Origin of the sequence: Nocardioides marinisabuli (assembly GCF_013466785.1) — a bacterium.
Classification (GTDB): Bacteria; Actinomycetota; Actinomycetes; order Propionibacteriales; family Nocardioidaceae; genus Nocardioides; species Nocardioides marinisabuli.
In genome coordinates this window covers 1,461,955-1,478,814 of sequence record NZ_CP059163.1, presented here as the reverse complement: position 1 = coordinate 1,478,814, position 16,860 = coordinate 1,461,955, and the positions used below count along the sequence as shown (strand labels likewise).

15 protein-coding genes and 1 pseudogene are annotated in these 16,860 nt (G+C 73.7%); 8 read left to right on the top strand and 8 right to left on the bottom strand.

Going from position 1 to position 16,860, the window contains the following annotated elements:
* Positions 1-105 precede the first annotated feature (105 nt).
* Together H0S66_RS07155 and H0S66_RS07150 are read right to left on the bottom strand one after the other, a co-directional pair.
* On the bottom strand, positions 106-954 hold the full coding sequence (locus H0S66_RS07155) for an SDR family oxidoreductase (RefSeq protein ID WP_179614779.1): 849 nt from the start codon (positions 952-954) through the stop codon (positions 106-108).
* Positions 951-2,318, bottom strand: coding sequence for a cytochrome P450 (locus tag H0S66_RS07150; RefSeq protein WP_258017140.1), 1,368 nt, complete (start codon positions 2,316-2,318; stop codon positions 951-953). The genes H0S66_RS07155 and H0S66_RS07150 overlap by 4 nt, the downstream gene beginning before the upstream one ends.
* A gap of 99 nt (positions 2,319-2,417) precedes the next feature.
* Between H0S66_RS07150 and H0S66_RS07145 the strand changes: the two genes are divergently transcribed.
* The 3 genes from H0S66_RS07145 to H0S66_RS07135 all read left to right on the top strand — a co-directional run bounded on the left by H0S66_RS07145 (position 2,418) and on the right by H0S66_RS07135 (position 4,169).
* Positions 2,418-3,035: a TetR/AcrR family transcriptional regulator gene (locus H0S66_RS07145; RefSeq protein WP_179614777.1), complete on the top strand. Its 618-nt coding sequence runs from the start codon at positions 2,418-2,420 to the stop codon at positions 3,033-3,035.
* Positions 3,036-3,120: 85 nt separating this feature from the next.
* Positions 3,121-3,546, top strand: a complete 426-nt coding sequence (locus H0S66_RS07140) for a YybH family protein (protein ID WP_179614776.1) — start codon at positions 3,121-3,123, stop codon at positions 3,544-3,546.
* 23 nt (positions 3,547-3,569) lie between these two features.
* Positions 3,570-4,169 (top strand): hypothetical protein, encoded by a 600-nt coding sequence (locus H0S66_RS07135; protein WP_179614775.1) that lies wholly within the window; start codon positions 3,570-3,572, stop codon positions 4,167-4,169.
* Here the strand turns inward: H0S66_RS07135 and H0S66_RS07130 are convergent.
* The 5 genes and pseudogenes from H0S66_RS07130 to H0S66_RS07115 form a co-directional block, all read right to left on the bottom strand.
* Entirely contained in the window at positions 4,147-5,367 is a 1,221-nt protein-coding gene (locus H0S66_RS07130; protein ID WP_218876245.1) for an MFS transporter, read from the bottom strand. The two genes, H0S66_RS07135 and H0S66_RS07130, sit on opposite strands and share 23 nt — an antisense overlap.
* Before the next feature lie 37 nt (positions 5,368-5,404).
* Positions 5,405-5,737, bottom strand: a complete 333-nt coding sequence (locus H0S66_RS20375) for a GNAT family N-acetyltransferase (protein ID WP_258017207.1) — start codon at positions 5,735-5,737, stop codon at positions 5,405-5,407.
* A gap of 277 nt (positions 5,738-6,014) precedes the next feature.
* Positions 6,015-6,329: pseudogene (locus H0S66_RS20980) on the bottom strand (GNAT family N-acetyltransferase); the annotation flags it as partial.
* A 123-nt stretch (positions 6,330-6,452) separates the two neighbouring features.
* A complete protein-coding gene (locus H0S66_RS07120; RefSeq protein WP_179614773.1) occupies positions 6,453-7,055 on the bottom strand; it encodes a YceI family protein in 603 nt (200 codons plus the stop codon).
* A gap of 167 nt (positions 7,056-7,222) precedes the next feature.
* Positions 7,223-7,369 (bottom strand): hypothetical protein, encoded by a 147-nt coding sequence (locus H0S66_RS07115; RefSeq protein WP_179614772.1) that lies wholly within the window; start codon positions 7,367-7,369, stop codon positions 7,223-7,225.
* Between the two features lie 153 nt (positions 7,370-7,522).
* Between H0S66_RS07115 and H0S66_RS07110 the strand changes: the two genes are divergently transcribed.
* The 5 genes from H0S66_RS07110 (at position 7,523) to H0S66_RS07090 (ending at position 15,251) form a co-directional block, all read left to right on the top strand.
* Positions 7,523-7,816, top strand: coding sequence for a hypothetical protein (locus H0S66_RS07110; protein WP_258017139.1), 294 nt, complete (start codon positions 7,523-7,525; stop codon positions 7,814-7,816).
* A gap of 223 nt (positions 7,817-8,039) precedes the next feature.
* On the top strand, positions 8,040-9,710 hold the full coding sequence (gene glmS, locus H0S66_RS07105) for a glutamine--fructose-6-phosphate transaminase (isomerizing) (RefSeq protein WP_338037249.1): 1,671 nt from the start codon (positions 8,040-8,042) through the stop codon (positions 9,708-9,710).
* Positions 9,711-9,816: 106 nt separating this feature from the next.
* On the top strand, positions 9,817-11,607 hold the full coding sequence (locus H0S66_RS07100) for a DEAD/DEAH box helicase (RefSeq protein ID WP_179614770.1): 1,791 nt from the start codon (positions 9,817-9,819) through the stop codon (positions 11,605-11,607).
* Between the two features lie 59 nt (positions 11,608-11,666).
* Complete coding sequence (locus H0S66_RS07095) at positions 11,667-13,583, top strand: penicillin-binding transpeptidase domain-containing protein (RefSeq protein WP_179614769.1); 1,917 nt, start codon at positions 11,667-11,669, stop codon at positions 13,581-13,583.
* A gap of 189 nt (positions 13,584-13,772) precedes the next feature.
* Positions 13,773-15,251 carry an NAD-dependent succinate-semialdehyde dehydrogenase gene (locus H0S66_RS07090; RefSeq protein WP_179614768.1) on the top strand — a complete coding sequence of 493 codons (1,479 nt, stop codon included), beginning with the start codon at positions 13,773-13,775 and terminating at the stop codon, positions 15,249-15,251.
* A gap of 87 nt (positions 15,252-15,338) precedes the next feature.
* On the opposite strand, the gene H0S66_RS07085 is transcribed toward H0S66_RS07090, so the two are convergent.
* Positions 15,339-16,847: a flotillin family protein gene (locus H0S66_RS07085; RefSeq protein WP_179614767.1), complete on the bottom strand. Its 1,509-nt coding sequence runs from the start codon at positions 16,845-16,847 to the stop codon at positions 15,339-15,341.
* Between the last annotated feature and the right edge of the window lie 13 nt (positions 16,848-16,860).

The window sequence follows — 16,860 nt, the reverse complement described above, 5'->3', positions numbered from 1 at the left end:
GGTACGGAGGTTCCGGGGCGCAGGGGGTCGGTTCGCGCCGACTCGGTGCGAAGTACGGGCCGGGTCAGCGCGAGATTCGGGCCGGGTCGGCGAGGTGGGGGCTGGTCAGCGCTGGGCGCGCTGCTCGTAGCCGGCGCGGGCCGCGGTGTCGACGTCGGTGAGGCTGGAGTCGGCGTGCATCAGGTGGCTGAGCAGGTCGCGGGCGCGGCGCGGCAGCGCGTTGCTCGCGTGGAAGACGCCCTTGGCGTAGGCCGGCACCCAGGTCTCGAAGCGGGGCGCGCGTGCGACGCCCAGGATCGCGTCGGCGACCTCCTCGGGGGTGCAGGGGCGCATCCCGCGGGCTGCCGAGACGCCGGCGGACAGCTCGGTGGCCACCACGGTCGGCAGCACGCAGGAGATGTCGATGCCGAGGGGGGACAGCTCGCCGACCATGGCCTCGGAGAAGCCGACGACGCCGAACTTGGAGGCCGAGTAGACCGCGCCGCCGGGCATGCCGACCCGGCCGACGGCCGAGGCGACGTTGATGACGTGCCCGCGGCCCTGCGCCGTCATGGCCGGCAGCACCAGCCGGGTGCCGGTGATGACGGCCCGCAGGTTGACGTCGAGCACCCGGTCGATCGACTCCTCGCTCTGCTCGCCCAGCGGGGACAGCGGCATGATGCCCGCGTTGTTGACCAGCACCTCGACCGGACCGTGCTCGGCGGCGCGCTCGAGGAAGTCGGCGTACGAGGCGCGGTCGGTCACGTCGAGCGCGTGGCCGTGCGCCCGGGTGGTGCCCCCGAGGGACCGGGCCGCCCGGGCCGCGAGGTCGCCGTCGAGGTCCCCGAGGACCACACGGGCGCCCGCGTCGGCAAAACGGCCGGCGGTGGCCAGACCGATGCCCCGCCCGCCTCCGGTGACGACGACGACGCTGCCCCGGAGGTCGCGCTGGCGGTCGGTGCGGGTGCGGGTCATGGGGTCTCCTGGGTCGTGAGGGGGCGCAGGTCGAGGGGTTGGCCGTCGGTGGGGAAGGGCAGGGAGCGGTGGTCCAGCGGTGGGCGGTAGTCGGGGTAGACGTCCCAGGTGCAGCGGCGCAGCAGGTGGTGCATCACGGTGGTGACCTCGAGGCCTGCGAAGGCCATGCCCAGGCACTTGTGCACCCCGGCACCGAAGGGCATCCACGCGTGCCGGTGGGAGCGGTCCTCCCGGCGCTCCGGCCCGAACCGTTCGGGGTCGAAGCGCTCGGGGTCGCTCCAGTGCTCGGCCATCAGGTGGCTGAAGCCCGGCGCGACGGCCACGTAGCGGCCGGCCGGGACGCGGGTGCCGAGCACCTCGGTGTCCTTGACGGTGCGGCGCACGACGAGCGGCACCGGGGCGCGCAGCCGCAGGCACTCCCGCATCACCAGGTCGAGCGAGCTGAGCGTCTCGAGCTCCGCGAGCGTGGGGTCGGGGCCCAGCGCCAGCGACTCTGCGCGGCAGCGCTCCTGCCACTCGGGGTGCTTGCCGAGCATCTCCGTCATCGTGGTCAGGGTGCTGGTGGAGGTGTCGTGGGCCGCCATCATCAGGAAGATCATGTGGTCGACCACGGCCTGGTCGTCGAAGCGCTGCCCGTCGTCGTCCTCGAGCAGGCACAGCTGGGAGAGCAGGTCGTCGCCCGGCTCGGCGCGGCGGACGGGCAGGTAGCCGCGCAGGAACTCCTCGAGCACCCGGCGCCCGCGGGTGGCGCGCCACCAGCGGGTGCCCGGCACCGGCCGGCGCACGAGCGCGGAGGCGGCCTGCACGCAGTCGATGAAGGCGCGGTTGACCCGGGCCATCTCCTGGGCCGAGGTGAGCTCGGCGCCGCCCATGAAGATCTCGGCGGCCAGGTCGAGGGTCAACGCCTTCAGGGCCGGGTGGGCACGGAACCCGGGGCCCGGCGTCCACGCCCCGACCCCGGCCCGCGCCGGCGGCTGCAGGCTGCGGGCGTAGCCCTCGAGCCGGTCGCGGGTGAAGGCCTGCTGCAGGATCCGTCGGTGCAGCCGGTGCTCCTCGAAGTCGAGCAGCATCAGGCCGCGGCGGAAGAAGGGCCCGACGAGGTAGGTCCAGGCGGGGGCGCTCGCGAACGCCTTGTCGCCGTTGGTGAGGGCCGCGCCGCAGGCGTCGGGGCCCAGCAGCAGCACCCACGGGTCGCCCAGGAGCGGCAGCTGGGAGACCGGGCCCTGCTCCGCCCACTGCCTCTCGAAGAGGCCCTGGGGGTCGCGGACGTACTCCAGGGTCCGTCCCACCAGCGGCAGCCCGCCGCGGTGGGCTCGCGACGACCCGAGGGCGGGAGCCGGGTGCGCGGGCGGGCGGAGGGTCACGGCCACAGCGTCATTCAGACAGAGCGTCCTGTCAATAGTCGTCGGGTGCCTCCGAGTGGGTGGGGTCGGGGCCGCCCGAAGTCGTGGCACCATGCCCCCATGGCCGTCAAAGCGGGTCGCTACCGCGGGCAGAGCGCCCAGGAGCGTGTCGCCGCGCGCCGTCAGCAGCTCGTCGAGGCCACCCTCGAGGTCTGGGCGCGCGTCGACGGCCCGCCGGTGACGATGACCCGCATCTGCGCCGAGGCGGGGCTGACCGAGCGCTACTTCTACGAGCAGTTCGCCAACCTCGACGACGCCCTGCTCGCCGTGCTCCGCGAGATCACCGAGGAGATCCGCACCGTGGTCGACGCCGCGATCAGCGGCACCGAGGGCGGGCCCGCCGAGCGGGTGCGCGCCGCGGTCGAGGCGTTCGTGCACCTCATCACCGACGACCCGCGCAAGGGCCGGGTCGCGATCCTGCGCGGCGCGGCGCGGCCGACCCTGAGCGCCCCGCGCAACGCGATGCTGCGCGGCTTCGGCGCGTACGCCGCCTCCGAGGCCGCCGCGCTCTACGGCACCGACGCCCTGCAGGGGCGCGACGGCGAGCTCGCCGGGCTGATGTTCATCGGCGGGCTGGAGAAGCTCGTCAGCGCCTGGCTCGACGGCTCGATCGCCGCGGGTCCCGACGACATCGTCGACGCCGCGACCCGCGCGTTCGATCGCCTCGGCCACAACTAGCGGCGAGGCTTCCCGACGGCCCCCCGCGGTGCCACGATGAGAGGTCCGGCCCGCATGGGGCGGGTCGGTCATCCCGGAGGTCCCGATGAGCGACACCCTCGACACCACGAGCAGCACCACGACCGACGCCCTGAGCGACGAGCTGCGGGCCCGCGACGCCGCCTGGTCGGCGGCCGCCTCGTCCGGCGCCCCGCTGGAGGAGGTCCTGGAGTACTGGAGCGACGACGCCGTCGTCGTGCCACCCGGCATGGACGAGGTGCGCGGCAAGGACGCGCTGCGCGCCTACGTCACCGCGAGCACGGCCATCCCCGGCTTCCGCATCTCGTGGGAGACCGGCGACATCGAGCTCTCCGACGACGGCTCGATGGCCTGGATCCGGGGCACCAACCGGGTCGAGATGACCGGCGAGGACGGCACGCCCGTGGTCATGGAGGGGCGGGTCCTCACGACGTGGCGCCGCGAGGGCGGCACCTGGCGCTGCACCAACGACATCTGGAACGCCGGGGGGTGAGGCCCGGCCCCTAGGCTCGCCGCATGCGCCAACGCTTCCACGGCCGGATCGCCGGCGTCGGCAGCACCACCGGCGTGCGCGTGGTCGTCGGGCGCTGGGACCGGACCCCGTGGGGCCCGTTCTCCGACGCGATGGTCGCGCTGCCCTCGGGTCACCGGCTGCTGCTGGCCCCCACCGAGCGGGTCGCCGAGTTCATCGCCTCGACCTACACCTTCGACGAGGTCCGGGTCGAGGCCTTCGAGACCACCGGCCCGGCCGGTGCCTGGTCGGTGCGGGCCGACTCCCTCGAGCTCGACCTCGACGTGGGCGGGCGCACCCCGCTGGGCCGACTGCTGGGCCTGGTACCCGACCCGGTGGCGACGTCGCCCGCCTTCTGCGCAGCGGTCGACCCGGTCGCCCGGGTCGTGATGCGGGGCGTGCGGACCCGCGGGTCGGCCGGCCACGGGCGCCGCGAGTGGTACGGCGCCACCGACCACCACGCGGTGACCGCGATCCGGGGGCGGCTGGAGGGGCGGGACCTCGGCGCGCTCGCGCCCGTGCACCCCGCTCCCGACTTCGGCTTCTCCTCCACCCCCCGCCGGCCCTCGGTCACCTCGGTGGTCACGACCGTCGAGGTGCCGTGATCCGGCCCAGGCGCAGCATCGCCAGCGCGCCCAGCGCCGGACCCGGCGCGAGCAGCCAGAAGGCGTAGCGCCACCCGACCGCGTCGGCCAGCAGCGGCAGCAGCTGGATGGTCACCACCGAGAGCGTGAAGCCGATCGCGGTCTGCACGCTCAGCGCGGTGCCGACGTAGCGCTGGTCGGTGCTCTCGCTCAGCGCGGTGGAGAAGACCCCGGAGTCGGCGATCACCGACGCGCCCCACACCAGCAGGAAGACCACCAGCAGCACCGGTCCGGTCGACCAGAGCAGCGGGGCGAGCAGGCAGCAGGCCGCGCTGGTCGCCATCGCGGCGACGGCCGCGGCCGAGCGGCCGTACCGGTCGGCGCCCCAGCCCCCGAGCAGGGCGCCGACGAGACCCGCCACGCCCACGGTCAGGAAGGTCAGCGCGCTCACCCCGGCCCCCGAGAGCTCCCACGCCGGCTGGTGCACGAGGAAGGCCGGCAGCCAGGTCCACAGCGCGTAGAGCTCCCACATGTGGCCGAAGTAGCCGAGGTTGGCCAGCAGCGGGGCGCGGCTGCTGAGCCCGGCGAGCGCGTGCCGTGCCTGCGGGCGCTGGCCCGGCGCCAGCAGCGGCCCGGGGCGCAGCACCGTGAGCGCCACGAGCCCGGCGCCGAGGGTGAGGGAGGCGGCGGTGAGCATCACCACGCGCCACGGCAGCGGCCCCGAGGCGCTGATCAGGTGCGGCAGCGCCGAGCCGAGGGTCAGCGAGCCGACGAGCACGCCGAACGCGCGACCGCGGTCGACCGGCAGCGACCAGGAGGCCATCAGCTTCATGCCGACCGGGTAGACCCCGGCGAGAAAGGCCCCGGTCAGGAAGCGCAGCGGCAGGGCCAGGGCCAGCCCGTCGGCGGCCAGCGCCAGCAGCGACGTCGACGCGGCCGCGCCGAAGGCGCACAGGGCCACCAGCCGCTGCGGCGGCATCCGGTCGGGCAGGTTGAGCACGCTGGAGGTCAGCGCCCCCACGACGAAGCCGATCTGCACCGCACCGGTCAGCCACACCACCGAGGTGTCGCCGAGCCCCCACTCGCCGCGCAGCGTGGGCGCGATCGCGGTCGCCGAGAACCACACCGCCAGCCCGAGCACCTGGATCAGGGCGATGAGCGAGCGCTGCAGCCCGGCCCCGTGCAGGTCGGGCTGCGTGGTGCTGGTCGGGCTGCTCACCGGGACAGCCTCCCAGAGGTCGCCGGGACGGCCCGGCTCAGAGGTCGATCGCGCGGTTCACCCAGGTCGAGGAGACGACCATCCCGACCTTCTCGTAGAGGCCGAGCGCCCCGGTGCGCGAGTCGGTCGAGAGGTAGCAGCGGGTCGCCCCGTGCTCCCGGGCCAGGGCGAAGGCGTCGACCAGCATCGCCGCGGCCAGGCCCTGCCCGCGCCGGTCGCGACGTACGCCGACCTTGGCGACGTAGCCGCCCCCGCCGGCCAGGTGCACGTGGGTGGCGCCGACCAGGACGCCGTCCGCGTCGTGCACCAGCCGCAGGTTCCAGGGCTGGTGGCCCTCGCGGTCCCAGACCCGCGCGCCGAAGTCGGCCAGCGGCTGGCGGGGCCGCTCGGCCCACTCCAGGAAGCAGTCCTCGAGCAGCGTCCAGGCCGCCTCCCGGTCGGCCGGTCGGCCGGGTCGGCGTCGCGCAGCGTGTGCCCGGCGGCCAGCGGGGCGGCGGGCATGGTGACGCCCTCGGGCAGCTCCAGGTCCCAGGCGGTCCAGCGCACCCGGTAGCCAGGGCGGCCATCAGCCGGTCGGCGGCGCTGTCCTGCGGCACCTGGCTGCCGACCCGCGTGGCGCCACGCTCCCGGGCGCGCTGCTGCACCCACCCTGCGAGCCAGGTGCCGATGCCGCGACCCTGGTGGGCGGGGTCGACCGCGGCGTAGGCGACGTCGTCACCGGCGTGGTCGACGTAGGCCACGAGCCGCCCGCCGGCCGCGGGGTCCTCGACGCCGACGGCGCTCGAGGCGAGGTCGTAGCTGGGGCGCAGCCAGTCGGCGCGGATGTCCTCGACGTCAACCTCGGGGGCGCCGAGGTCGACCGTCTCCTCGGCGCGCACCAGGTCGGCCACGGCCGCGGCGTCGTCGAGGGTCAGGGTGCGGGTGCGCAGCCCGGGGGGCAGCGGTGCCGGCGTGGTGCTCATGCGCCGATGGTGCACCCGGGCGGGCACCCCCGGCACCTGATTTCCGCGGCGGGCGCCCGGGACGTCGTACGGGCAGGACGTCCGTCCGTGCCTGGGGCATGACGTCCCGGGGCCGCGCAGGGATCAGGCGTTGCGGATCGCCGAGACGTCGAAGTCGAGCTTGATCTTCTCCGACACCAGCACGCCACCGGTCTCGAGGGCCGCGTTCCAGGTCAGGCCCCAGTCCTTGCGGTTGATCGAGGTGCCGCCCTCGAAGCCGATGCGCAGGTTGCCGAACGGGTCCTGGGCCGAGCCGGTCGACTCGAACTCGATCGTGACCGGCTGGGTGACGCCCTTGATGGTCAGGTCGCCGGCGATGGTCCAGTCGGCGCCGTCGCGGGTGACGTGGGTGGAGACGAAGGTGATCTCGGGGTGGTTCTCGGCGTCGAAGAAGTCGGCGGAGACCAGGTGGCCGTCGCGGTCGGCGCTGCCGGTGTCGATCGAGGCGGTGCGGATGGTGAGGGAGACCGAGGAGGCGGCCGGGTCGGCGGTGTCGACGTGGGCGGTGCCCGACCAGTCGGTGAACTGCCCGCGCACGGTGGTGACCATCGCGTGCCGGGCGCTGAAGCCGAGACGGCTGTGGCTGGCGTCGATGGTGTAGTCGCCGGAGATGTCCTCCAGGGCGGCGGTGGGTGCGTCGAAGTCGGGGGTGGTGGTCGCGGTGTCGTTCTTGCGGAAGAAGGCCATGGAATGCTCCTGGGAAGTTGTTGGTGAAGATTCAACTACCTAAGCCACGACGCCGCGCAATCATTCCCGGGCCGCGGAACTTTTTCTCCAGCGACGGGTCGGGCAACGCGAACGAGCCGCGTCCCGGTGGGACGCGGCTCGTTCGACTGGATGTGGTGCGGGACGCCTCAGGCGGCCTGGGTCGCCGGCACGGGTGCGGCGGCCGGGGCGGGCTGGGGCGTGGTCCACCGCGACTCCAGGTGCGAACGTCCGTCCGCGTCGGTCACCAGCACCCAGCTGCGAGTGGGGCACCCGGTCATCTGTGAGTCCGTCATCGGACACCTCCTGTTCACCTTCTGTTCACCTAACATAACACCCTTTCCGTGGTGCTGACCACCGGAAGTGAAGTTCCGAGCCGATGCACCAGTTCTTGCCCGGAATCGGGCAGGATCTTGCGTCGACGACCCCCCATCGAGCAGATTGACGGGGTGACGGTCGTGCAGCGGGGGGTCGGTGCCCCCGACCCGGTGGCGCCCCTGGTGCAGCACCTGGTGGCCACCACCGGCCTCGACGAGGCCGAGGCGCGCCGCGTCGTCGGTGACGTGGTGGCCTTCCACCGCGAGAGCGTCGAGGACTACGTACGCCGTCGCCACGCCGCGCTGCAGCTGCGCGGGCTGCGCAACCCCGAGATCTTCGCGCGCGTCGCGGCCGAGCTGGCCGAGCGCGTCGTGGCCCCGCCCACCCTGTCCGAGCGCCAGCTGCGCCGGATGATCTACGGCTGAGCCGTCCAGCACCCCTCGACCAGCCCCAACCAGCCAGGAGACACCAGCATGTGCGGAATCGTCGGCTACATCGGCACCCAGCAGGCCGCCCCCCTGCTCCTCGAGGGCCTCGGTCGCCTCGAGCACCGCGGCTACGACTCCGCCGGCATGGCGGTGCTGGGCACCGCCGGCGCGCTGCGGGTGGCCAAGCGCTCGGGCCGGGTGCGCGGACCTCGCCGAGGAGCTGCCGGCCCGCTTCGGCGGCAAGGTCGGCATCGGGCACACCCGCTGGGCCACCCACGGCCCGGCCACCGACCACAACGCGCACCCCCACACCGACGTCGCCGGCCGCGTGGCGGTGGTGCACAACGGCATCCTCGACAACGCCTCGTCGCTGCGCGCGATGCTCACCGACGAGGGCGTCGAGCTGTCCTCCGACACCGACACCGAGGTCATCGCCCACCTGGTGGCCCGCTCCGGCGCCGACACCCTCGAGGGCCGGGTCGCCGACGCCCTCAGCGCCGTCGAGGGCACCTACGGCCTGGCGGTCGTGCACGCCGACTTCCCCGACCGGATCGTGGTGGCCCGCAACGGCAGCCCCCTGATCGTCGGCGTCGGGGACAAGGAGATGCACGTGGCCAGCGACCTGGCCGCGCTGGTGCGCTACACCACCACCGTCGCCTACCTCGACGACGGCGAGATGGCCACCGTCACGGCGCAGGGCTTCACCACCTACCGCCACGACACCGCCCAGCTGCACCGCACCCACCGCGACGCCTCGCGCGTCGACGTCGACCCGGCGGCGTACGAGATCGGCGAGCACGAGTCGTTCATGCACGCCGAGATGCTCGACCAGCCGCGCGCGGCCGAGCGGGTGCTGCGCGGGCGCCTCGACGAGCGGTTCGGCACCTCCCACCTCGGCGGCCTCAACCTCGACGCCCGCGAGCTGCGGGCGATCCGCCGGGTCAAGATCCTGGGCTGCGGCTCGGCGTACTACGTGGGGCAGATGGGCGCCTCGATGATCGAGGAGCTCGCCCGCATCCCCGCCGACGCCGAGGCGGCCAGCGAGTTCCGCTACCGCGACCCGGTCATCGAGCCCGACACCCTCTACGTCGCAGTCAGCCAGTCGGGCGAGACCATCGACACGCTGCTGGCGGTGCAGGAGATCCGGCGCAAGGGCGGTCGCGTGGTCGGGCTGGTCAACGTCGTGGGCAGCGCGATCGCCCGCGAGTGCGACGGCGGCATCTACCTGCACGCCGGCCCCGAGGTCGCGGTGGCCAGCACCAAGGCGCTGACCACGATGTTCCTGGCCTTCTCGCTGCTCGCGCTCCAGCTCGGTCGGGTGCGCGACCTCTCCATCGCCGACGGCAAGCGGCTCATCGCCGGCCTGCAGCGGCTGCCCGAGCAGATCCAGTCGGTCCTCGACCGCGACGGCGAGCTCGAGGAGGTCGCCCAGCGCCTCGCCGAGGCCGACAGCCTGTTCTTCATCGGCCGGGTGCGCGGCTTCCCGGTCGCCCGCGAGGGCGCGCAGAAGTTCAAGGAGATCACCTACCGCCACGCCGAGGCCTACCAGACCTCCGAGCTCAAGCACGGCCCGCTGGCGCTGATCAGCGAGGCGGTGCCGACCGTGGCGCTGGTGCCCGACGACGAGCTCGTCGAGCGCAACGTCGCCGCGCTCCACGAGATCGCGGCCCGCCGCGGGCCGCTGGTGGTCGTCACCCACGAGGGCGTCGACCTGGGCGACCTGTCGGCCGCCCCGGGCACGCACCGCATCGACGTACCCCGCAACGAGCGCGAGATCGACCCGATCCTGCTGACGATCCCGCTGCAGGTGCTGGCCTACCACGCCGCGAAGCACCTCGGGCTCGACGCCGACAAGCCCCGCAACCTGGCCAAGTCGGTCACCGTGGAGTGAGCCCGGGAGTGGGCCGGGCAGCGGGTCGGGGAGGGCCCCGGAGGGTGCGGGTGATCCAGGCCACCGCGCGCAGGAATCGGGGCCCACGCCCGCGACCCACTACCTTATGGCAGTGACTTCCTCTGACACCGACCCCACGACCGTCGACGATCAGGTGCCGACCTTCGTCGATCTCGGTCTGTCCGAGCCGGTGCTCAAGGCACTGTCCGACGTGGGCTACGAGACCCCGTCGGCCATCCAGGCCGCCACGATCCCGACCCTCCTCGAGGGCCGCGACGTCGTCGGCCTCGCGCAGACCGGCACCGGCAAGACCGCCGCGTTCGCCCTGCCGATCCTCTCCAACCTCGACATCGCGCAGAAGAGCCCGCAGGCGCTCGTGCTCGCCCCCACCCGTGAGCTCGCGCTCCAGGTGTGCGAGGCGTTCGAGAAGTACGCCGCCCGGATGCGCGGCGTGCACGTGCTGCCCGTCTACGGCGGCCAGGCCTACGGCGTGCAGCTCTCCGCGCTGCGTCGCGGCGTCCACGTGGTCGTCGGCACCCCCGGCCGGATCATGGACCACCTCGACAAGGGCACCCTGGACCTGTCGCAGCTGCGCTTCCTGGTGCTCGACGAGGCCGACGAGATGCTCAACATGGGCTTCGCCGAGGACGTCGAGACGATCCTGGCCGAGACCCCCGACGACAAGCAGGTGGCGCTGTTCTCGGCCACCATGCCCGCGCAGATCCGCCGGCTCTCCAAGCAGTACCTGAGCAACCCGGCCGAGATCACCGTCAAGCGCAGCGCGACGACCGCCGCCAACATCACCCAGCGCTACCTCACGGTCTCCTACCCGCAGAAGGTCGACGCCCTCACCCGCATCCTCGAGGTCGAGAACTTCGAGGGGATGATCGTCTTCGTCCGCACCAAGAACGAGACCGAGACCCTGGCCGAGAAGCTGCGCGCCCGCGGCTACTCCGCGGCCGCCATCAACGGCGACGTCGCCCAGGCCCAGCGCGAGCGGACCGTCAACCAGCTCAAGGCCGGCAAGCTCGACATCCTGGTCGCCACCGACGTCGCCGCCCGCGGCCTCGACGTCGAGCGGATCAGCCACGTCGTCAACTACGACATCCCCACCGACACCGAGTCCTACGTGCACCGCATCGGCCGCACCGGCCGCGCGGGACGCACCGGCGACGCGATCTCCTTCATCACCCCGCGCGAGCGCTACCTGCTCAAGCACATCGAGAAGGCCACCAAGCAGCCGCTGACCCAGATGCAGCTGCCGACCGCCGAGGACGTCAACTCCACCCGGCTGGCGCGCTTCGACGACCAGATCACCGAGGCGCTGGCCAACACCGCGCGCATCGACCGCTTCCGCGACATCGTGGCCCACTACGTGCGCGAGCACGACGTGCCCGAGGTCGACGTGGCGGCGGCCCTCGCGGTGCTCTCGCAGGGCGAGACCCCGCTGCTGATCGACCCCGAGGCCGACCGGGCCCGCGCCCAGCGCGAGGAGCGCCGCTCCGAGCCGGGCGGTCGCGACGAGCGGGCCGGCAAGGCCCGCGCCGAGCGGGCCCCGCGCCGCGGCGGCGACACCAACCTGTCGACGTACCGCATCAACGTGGGCAAGCGGCACAAGGTCGAGCCGCGCCAGATCGTCGGGGCGCTCGCCAACGAGGGCGGGCTCTCGCGCAGCGACTTCGGCAAGATCCAGATCCGCCCCGACTTCTCGCTCGTCGAGCTGCCGGCCGACCTGGGCCCGGAGGTGTTCTCGGCCCTGGCCGAGACCCGCATCTCCGGCAAGCTGATCGAGCTGCGCGCCGACAACGGCCCCCGCAGCTCCGTGGCGCGCCCGCCCCGCGGCGACAAGCCCGCGGGCGACTTCGACCGCAAGAAGGCGCGCCACAAGAAGCCGTAGGGACGCTGCCCCTCGCGGGGCTCCCGGGCCCTGGGGGCGGGGGCTGGTAGGAACGTCGCATGCGACGTCTCGGGACCCCTGCCCTGCTGGGCGCCGCCGCGCTGGTCGCGGCCGGCCTGACCGCCTGCGACCAGGTCGCCGACACGGTGGGCGGGCCCGACGCGCGTCCCGCCGCGGAGGCGTACGCCGCCGCCCTGGCCGCCGGCGAGCCCGGCTCGGTCCCGCTGGCCGAGCCGGCCGCCGCCGAGGCCGACGAGGCGCACGCGGCCGTGGTCGCGGGGCTCGAGCCGGCCTTCGCGGGCCTCGAGCCGCAGGTCGAGGTGCTCACGGTCAGCGACACCCGCGACGTGGCCGAGGTCGACCTGGGCTGGACCTGGCGGCTGCCCGCCGGGGACTGGTCCTACGAGACCACCACCAGCCTGCGCCTGGTCGACGACGAGTGGCGCGCGGTGTGGCAGCCGTCCGTGGTCGAGCCCAGCCTCGAGGACGGCGAGGTGCTCGACGCCTCCACCCTGGGGGCCTCGCGCGGCGACGTGCTCGGTGCCGGTGGCAAGCGCATCGTCACCCCCCGGGCGGTCGTGCGCTTCGGGGTCGACCGGTCGGCGGTGTCGAAGCAGCAGGCGCTGCGGGCCGCCGAGCGGCTCGCCGAGCTCGCGGACCTCGACAAGAAGACCTACCGCGCCCGGGTCGCGGGGGCCGGGCCCGAGGCCTTCGTCGAGGGGATCGTCTACCGCGTCGGCGACGTGCCGGCGTCGCTGTCGCAGGGCTCCGACACGTTCGCCGGCATCAAGGCGATCTCCTCGGAGCAGGCGCTCGCGCCCACCCGCGACTTCGCCGCCGAGCTGCTCGGCAGCGTCGGCGAGGTGACCGCCGAGATGATGGAGGCCCAGCCCGGCGTCTACCGCGTCGGGGACCGTGCCGGGCTCTCGGGGCTGCAGGCGCGCTACGACGAGGAGCTGCGGGGCAGCCCGGGCATGCTCGTGCGCGCCGTCGACGAGGACCCGGGGGCCGGGGGCGGCGAGCGCGAGCTGGTCGCCCTGCCGGCCACCGACGGCGAGGACCTGCGCCTGAGCCTCGACGTCGGTCTGCAGCGCACCGCCGAGTCGCTGCTGGCCGACGTCGGCCCGGCCAGCGCGCTGGTCGCGTTGCGCCCCAGCGACGGCGAGGTGCTCGCCGCGGCCAACGGCCCCGGGGTCGGGGCCACGAACGTCGCGACCTTCGGCCAGGCCGCGCCCGGCAGCACCTTCAAGATCGTCACCAGCCTGGCCCTGCTCCGCGCCGGGATGAGCCCCTCGACCACGGTGACCTGCAGCCCGCGGGTCGTCGTGGACGGCAAGGCGTTCACCAACTACTCCGACTACCCCTCGGCCGACCTCGGCCGGATCCCGCTGCGCCGCGCGATCGCCAGCTCGTGCAACACCGCGCTGATCGCCGAGTCCGGTCGCCTCGACGGCACCGACCTCTACGACGCCGGGGCCACGCTGGGCATGGGCATCGACCACGACCTGGGCTTCCCGGCGTACTTCGGCAGCGTGCCGCAGCCCGAGAGCGAGACCGAGGCGGCGGCCTCGCTCATCGGGCAGGGCCGGGTGCTGGCCTCGCCGATGGTGATGGCCGCGGTCATCGCCAGCGTCCAGGAGGGGGCGACCGTCGTCCCGACCCTGGTCGAGGGCTACACCGACGACCCGCCCGAGGGGGCCGCGCCGCTGACGAAGGGCGAGGCCGAGGCGCTGCGCTCGATGCTGCGCGAGGTGGTCGTCTCCGGCAGCGGGCGAGGCCTCGCCGACGTGCCCGGCCCCGCCGTGCTGGCCAAGACCGGCACCGCCGAGTTCGAGCGGGACGGCAAGGTGCTCACCCACGCCTGGATGGTCGCCGCCCAGGGCGACCTGGCGGTCGCGGCGTACGTCGAGGTGGGCGACTCCGGCTCCGGCACGGCCGGTCCGCTCGTCGAGGCGCTGCTGCGCGCGGCCGGCTGAGCCCCCGGGCTGGTGCGGGCTGGCGCCGGGCTGGCACCGAACAGATGAACCCCCCGCCGCATGGGGTCGGCGAGGGGTCCACAGCCGTCTTCTGAGTGCTCCCTCCGAAGTCGACATCTCGAGTATGCCACGACGCGCCCGGCCGGGTGAAGCGTTGGGAGAAGGAGATCGTGGTGCGAGGATCGCGCCATGAACGGTGCTGACCAGACTCCCGACCTCGCCGCCCTGCTGCCCGACGAGCACCGTCGGCTCCTCGTGGGGGGCCGGTGGCGCGACGCCGAGGACGGCGCCACCTTCGCCGTGCACGACCCGGCCGACGGCTCGGAGCTGACCCGGGTCGCCGACGCGTCGGTGGGCGACGCGGTCGAGGCGCTCGACGCCGCCGTGGCCGCCCAGGCCGGGTGGGCGGCCACCCCGCCCCGGGAGCGTGGCGAGATCCTGCGCCGCGCCTTCGAGATGATCGGTGAGCGCGCCGACGACCTGGCCCGGCTGATGAGCCTGGAGATGGGCAAGACCATCAAGGAGGCCAAGGGCGAGGTCGCCTACGGCAACGAGTTCTTCCGCTGGTACGCCGAGGAGGCCGTGCGCATCCACGGCCGCTGGATGCAGGCGCCGGCCGGCGGCAGCCGCCTGCTGACGATCAAGAAGCCGGTCGGTCCCTGCTTCTTCGTCACGCCCTGGAACTTCCCGCTCGCGATGGGCACCCGCAAGATCGGCCCGGCGGTCGCCGCGGGCTGCACGATGGTCATCAAGCCGGCCGCCCAGACGCCGCTGACGATGCTGGCGCTGGCCGCGATCCTCGGTGAGGCCGGGCTGCCCGACGGGGTGCTCAACGTGCTGCCCTCGACCCACGCCAAGGAGATGAGCCAGGCGCTGCAGGGCGACGACCGGCTGCGCAAGGTCTCCTTCACCGGCTCCACCGGCGTGGGCCGCACCCTGGTGCGCCAGTCGGCCGACCAGCTCCAGCGCGTCAGCATGGAGCTCGGCGGCAACGCGCCGTTCCTGGTCTTCGCCGACGCCGACCTCGACGCCGCCGTCGAGGGCGCCATGGTGGCCAAGATGCGCAACATGGGCGAGGCCTGCACCGCTGCCAACCGGTTCCTGGTGCACGAGGACGTCGCGACCGAGTTCGGCGAGAAGCTGGCCGAGCGGATGGGGGCGCTGTCGCTGGGCCGGGGCCAGGACGACGGGGTCGACGTGGGGCCCCTCATCGACGAGGCCGCCGTCGACTCCGTCTCGCAGCTGGTCACCGACGCCGTGCACGACGGGGCCCGGGTCGTCACCGGCGGCGAGCGCCCCGAGGGCGCCGGGTGGTTCTACCGGCCGACCGTGCTGCTCGACGTCCCCGCCGGGTCCGCGATCAACAGCGAGGAGATCTTCGGCCCGGTCGCCCCGATCACGACCTTCGCCACCGAGGAGGAGGCGGTGGCCCGCGCCAACGCCACCGAGTACGGCCTGGCCTCCTACGTCTACACCCGCGACCTGTCCCGCACGATCCGGATGGCCGAGGCGCTGGAGTTCGGCATGGTCGGGGTCAACACCGGCCTGATCTCCAACCCCGCGGCCCCCTTCGGCGGCGTCAAGGCCTCCGGCTTCGGCCGCGAGGGCGGCTTCGAGGGCATCGAGGAGTACCTGGAGACGACGTACGTCGCCCTCCCCGCCACCTGACCCGGCCCTTATCTCGCGCCGACCCGGCGCATATCTCGCGCCGACCCGGCCCGGACCTCCCTCCAGGAGCTCCGGGCCGGCTCGCGCTCAGTCGGTCGAGGAGCCCTCGAGCCCGGTGGCCTGGGCCGCCTTGCCGACGGAGTTCTTGATGAGCGCCTCGAGGTCGAGGCCGGTGGTGGCCTTGAGCATGCTCATCGTCTGGGTGACGTTGTCGGTGACCTGCTTGGGCATCGCGCCGGCGCCGTCGGTGGAGATGACGGTCAGCTGGTCGATGGCGCTGATGGGTGCTGCGACCTCCTTGGCGACCTTGGGCAGCACCTCGATGAGCATCTGCAGCACCGCGGCGTCGTTGTAGTGCGCGAACGCCTCGGCCCGCTTGTCCATCGCCTCGGCCTCGGCCTGGCCGACCGCGAGGGTCGCTGCGGCCTTTGCCTCACCCTCGGCGCGGGTCGCGTCGGCCTCGGCCGTACGCCGGGCGCGCTCGGCCGCACCGCGACGCTCACCCTCGATCGCCTCGGCCTCGGCGAGCGCGGCGCGGCGGGCCTTCTCGGCCTCACCGGAGAGGCGGGCCTCCTGGGCCTTGGCCTCGGCGGCGGCGATGGTCGAGGCCTTGCGGGCCTCGGCCGCCGCGATCTCGGCGCTGCGGCGGGCCTCGGCCTCCTGCTCGACGCGGTAGCGCTCGGCGTCGGCGGGCTTGCGGACCTCGGTCTCGAGCTGGCGCTCGGTCAGGGCCGCCTGGCGCACCGCGACCTTCTCCTGCTCGGTGAGGATCGACTGGTCGCGGTCGGCCTGGGCCAGCGGCCCGGCCGCCGCGGCCTGCGCGGAGGCGGCGTCGGTCTCGGCCTTGATCTCCGACTGCTTCAGCGCCAGCACCCGCTGCGAGATCGCGATCTCCTGCTCGGCGGCGATCTGGGCCTGCTCGGCGGCCTGGCGGGCGTTCGCCTCGGCGATGCGGGCCTCCTGGGCCACGCGGGCTGCCTCGGGCCGACCCAGGTCGGCGAGGTAGGTGCCGTCGTCGGTGACGTCCTGGATCTGGAAGGTGTCGAGGATCAGGCCCTGGCCGGTGAGCGAGTTCTCGGACTCGTCGGCCACGCGCTGGGCGAAGGCGGCGCGGTCGCGGATGATCTGCTCGACGGTCAGGCCTCCCACGATCGAGCGCAGCGCACCGGCGAGCACCTCCTGGGTGTAGGACTCCACGTCGGCCTGCTGGGACAGGAAGCGCTGGGCCGCCAGCCGGATCTGGTCGGCGTTGCCGCCGACCTTGACGATCGCGACGCCCTCGACGTTGAGCTTGATGCCCTGGCCCGAGACGGCGCCGCGGATCTGCACCGAGATCCGGCGTGAGGAGAGGTCGAGGGTGCCGAGCTTCTGCACGAACGGGATGACGAAGGTGCCGCCGCCGAGGATGACCTTCTGCCCGGACAGGTCGGTGGTCAGCTCACCGGTCTCGGGGTTGACCACCGCCTTGCCCTTGCGGCCGGTGACGATGAAGGCCTCGTTGGGCCCGGCGACCTTGTAGCGGCTGGTGACCAGCAGCACCAGCAGGACGAAGAGGACGACGAACCCCGCGACGGGGATCAGCACGGACGGGTTCACACGAGACTCCTTG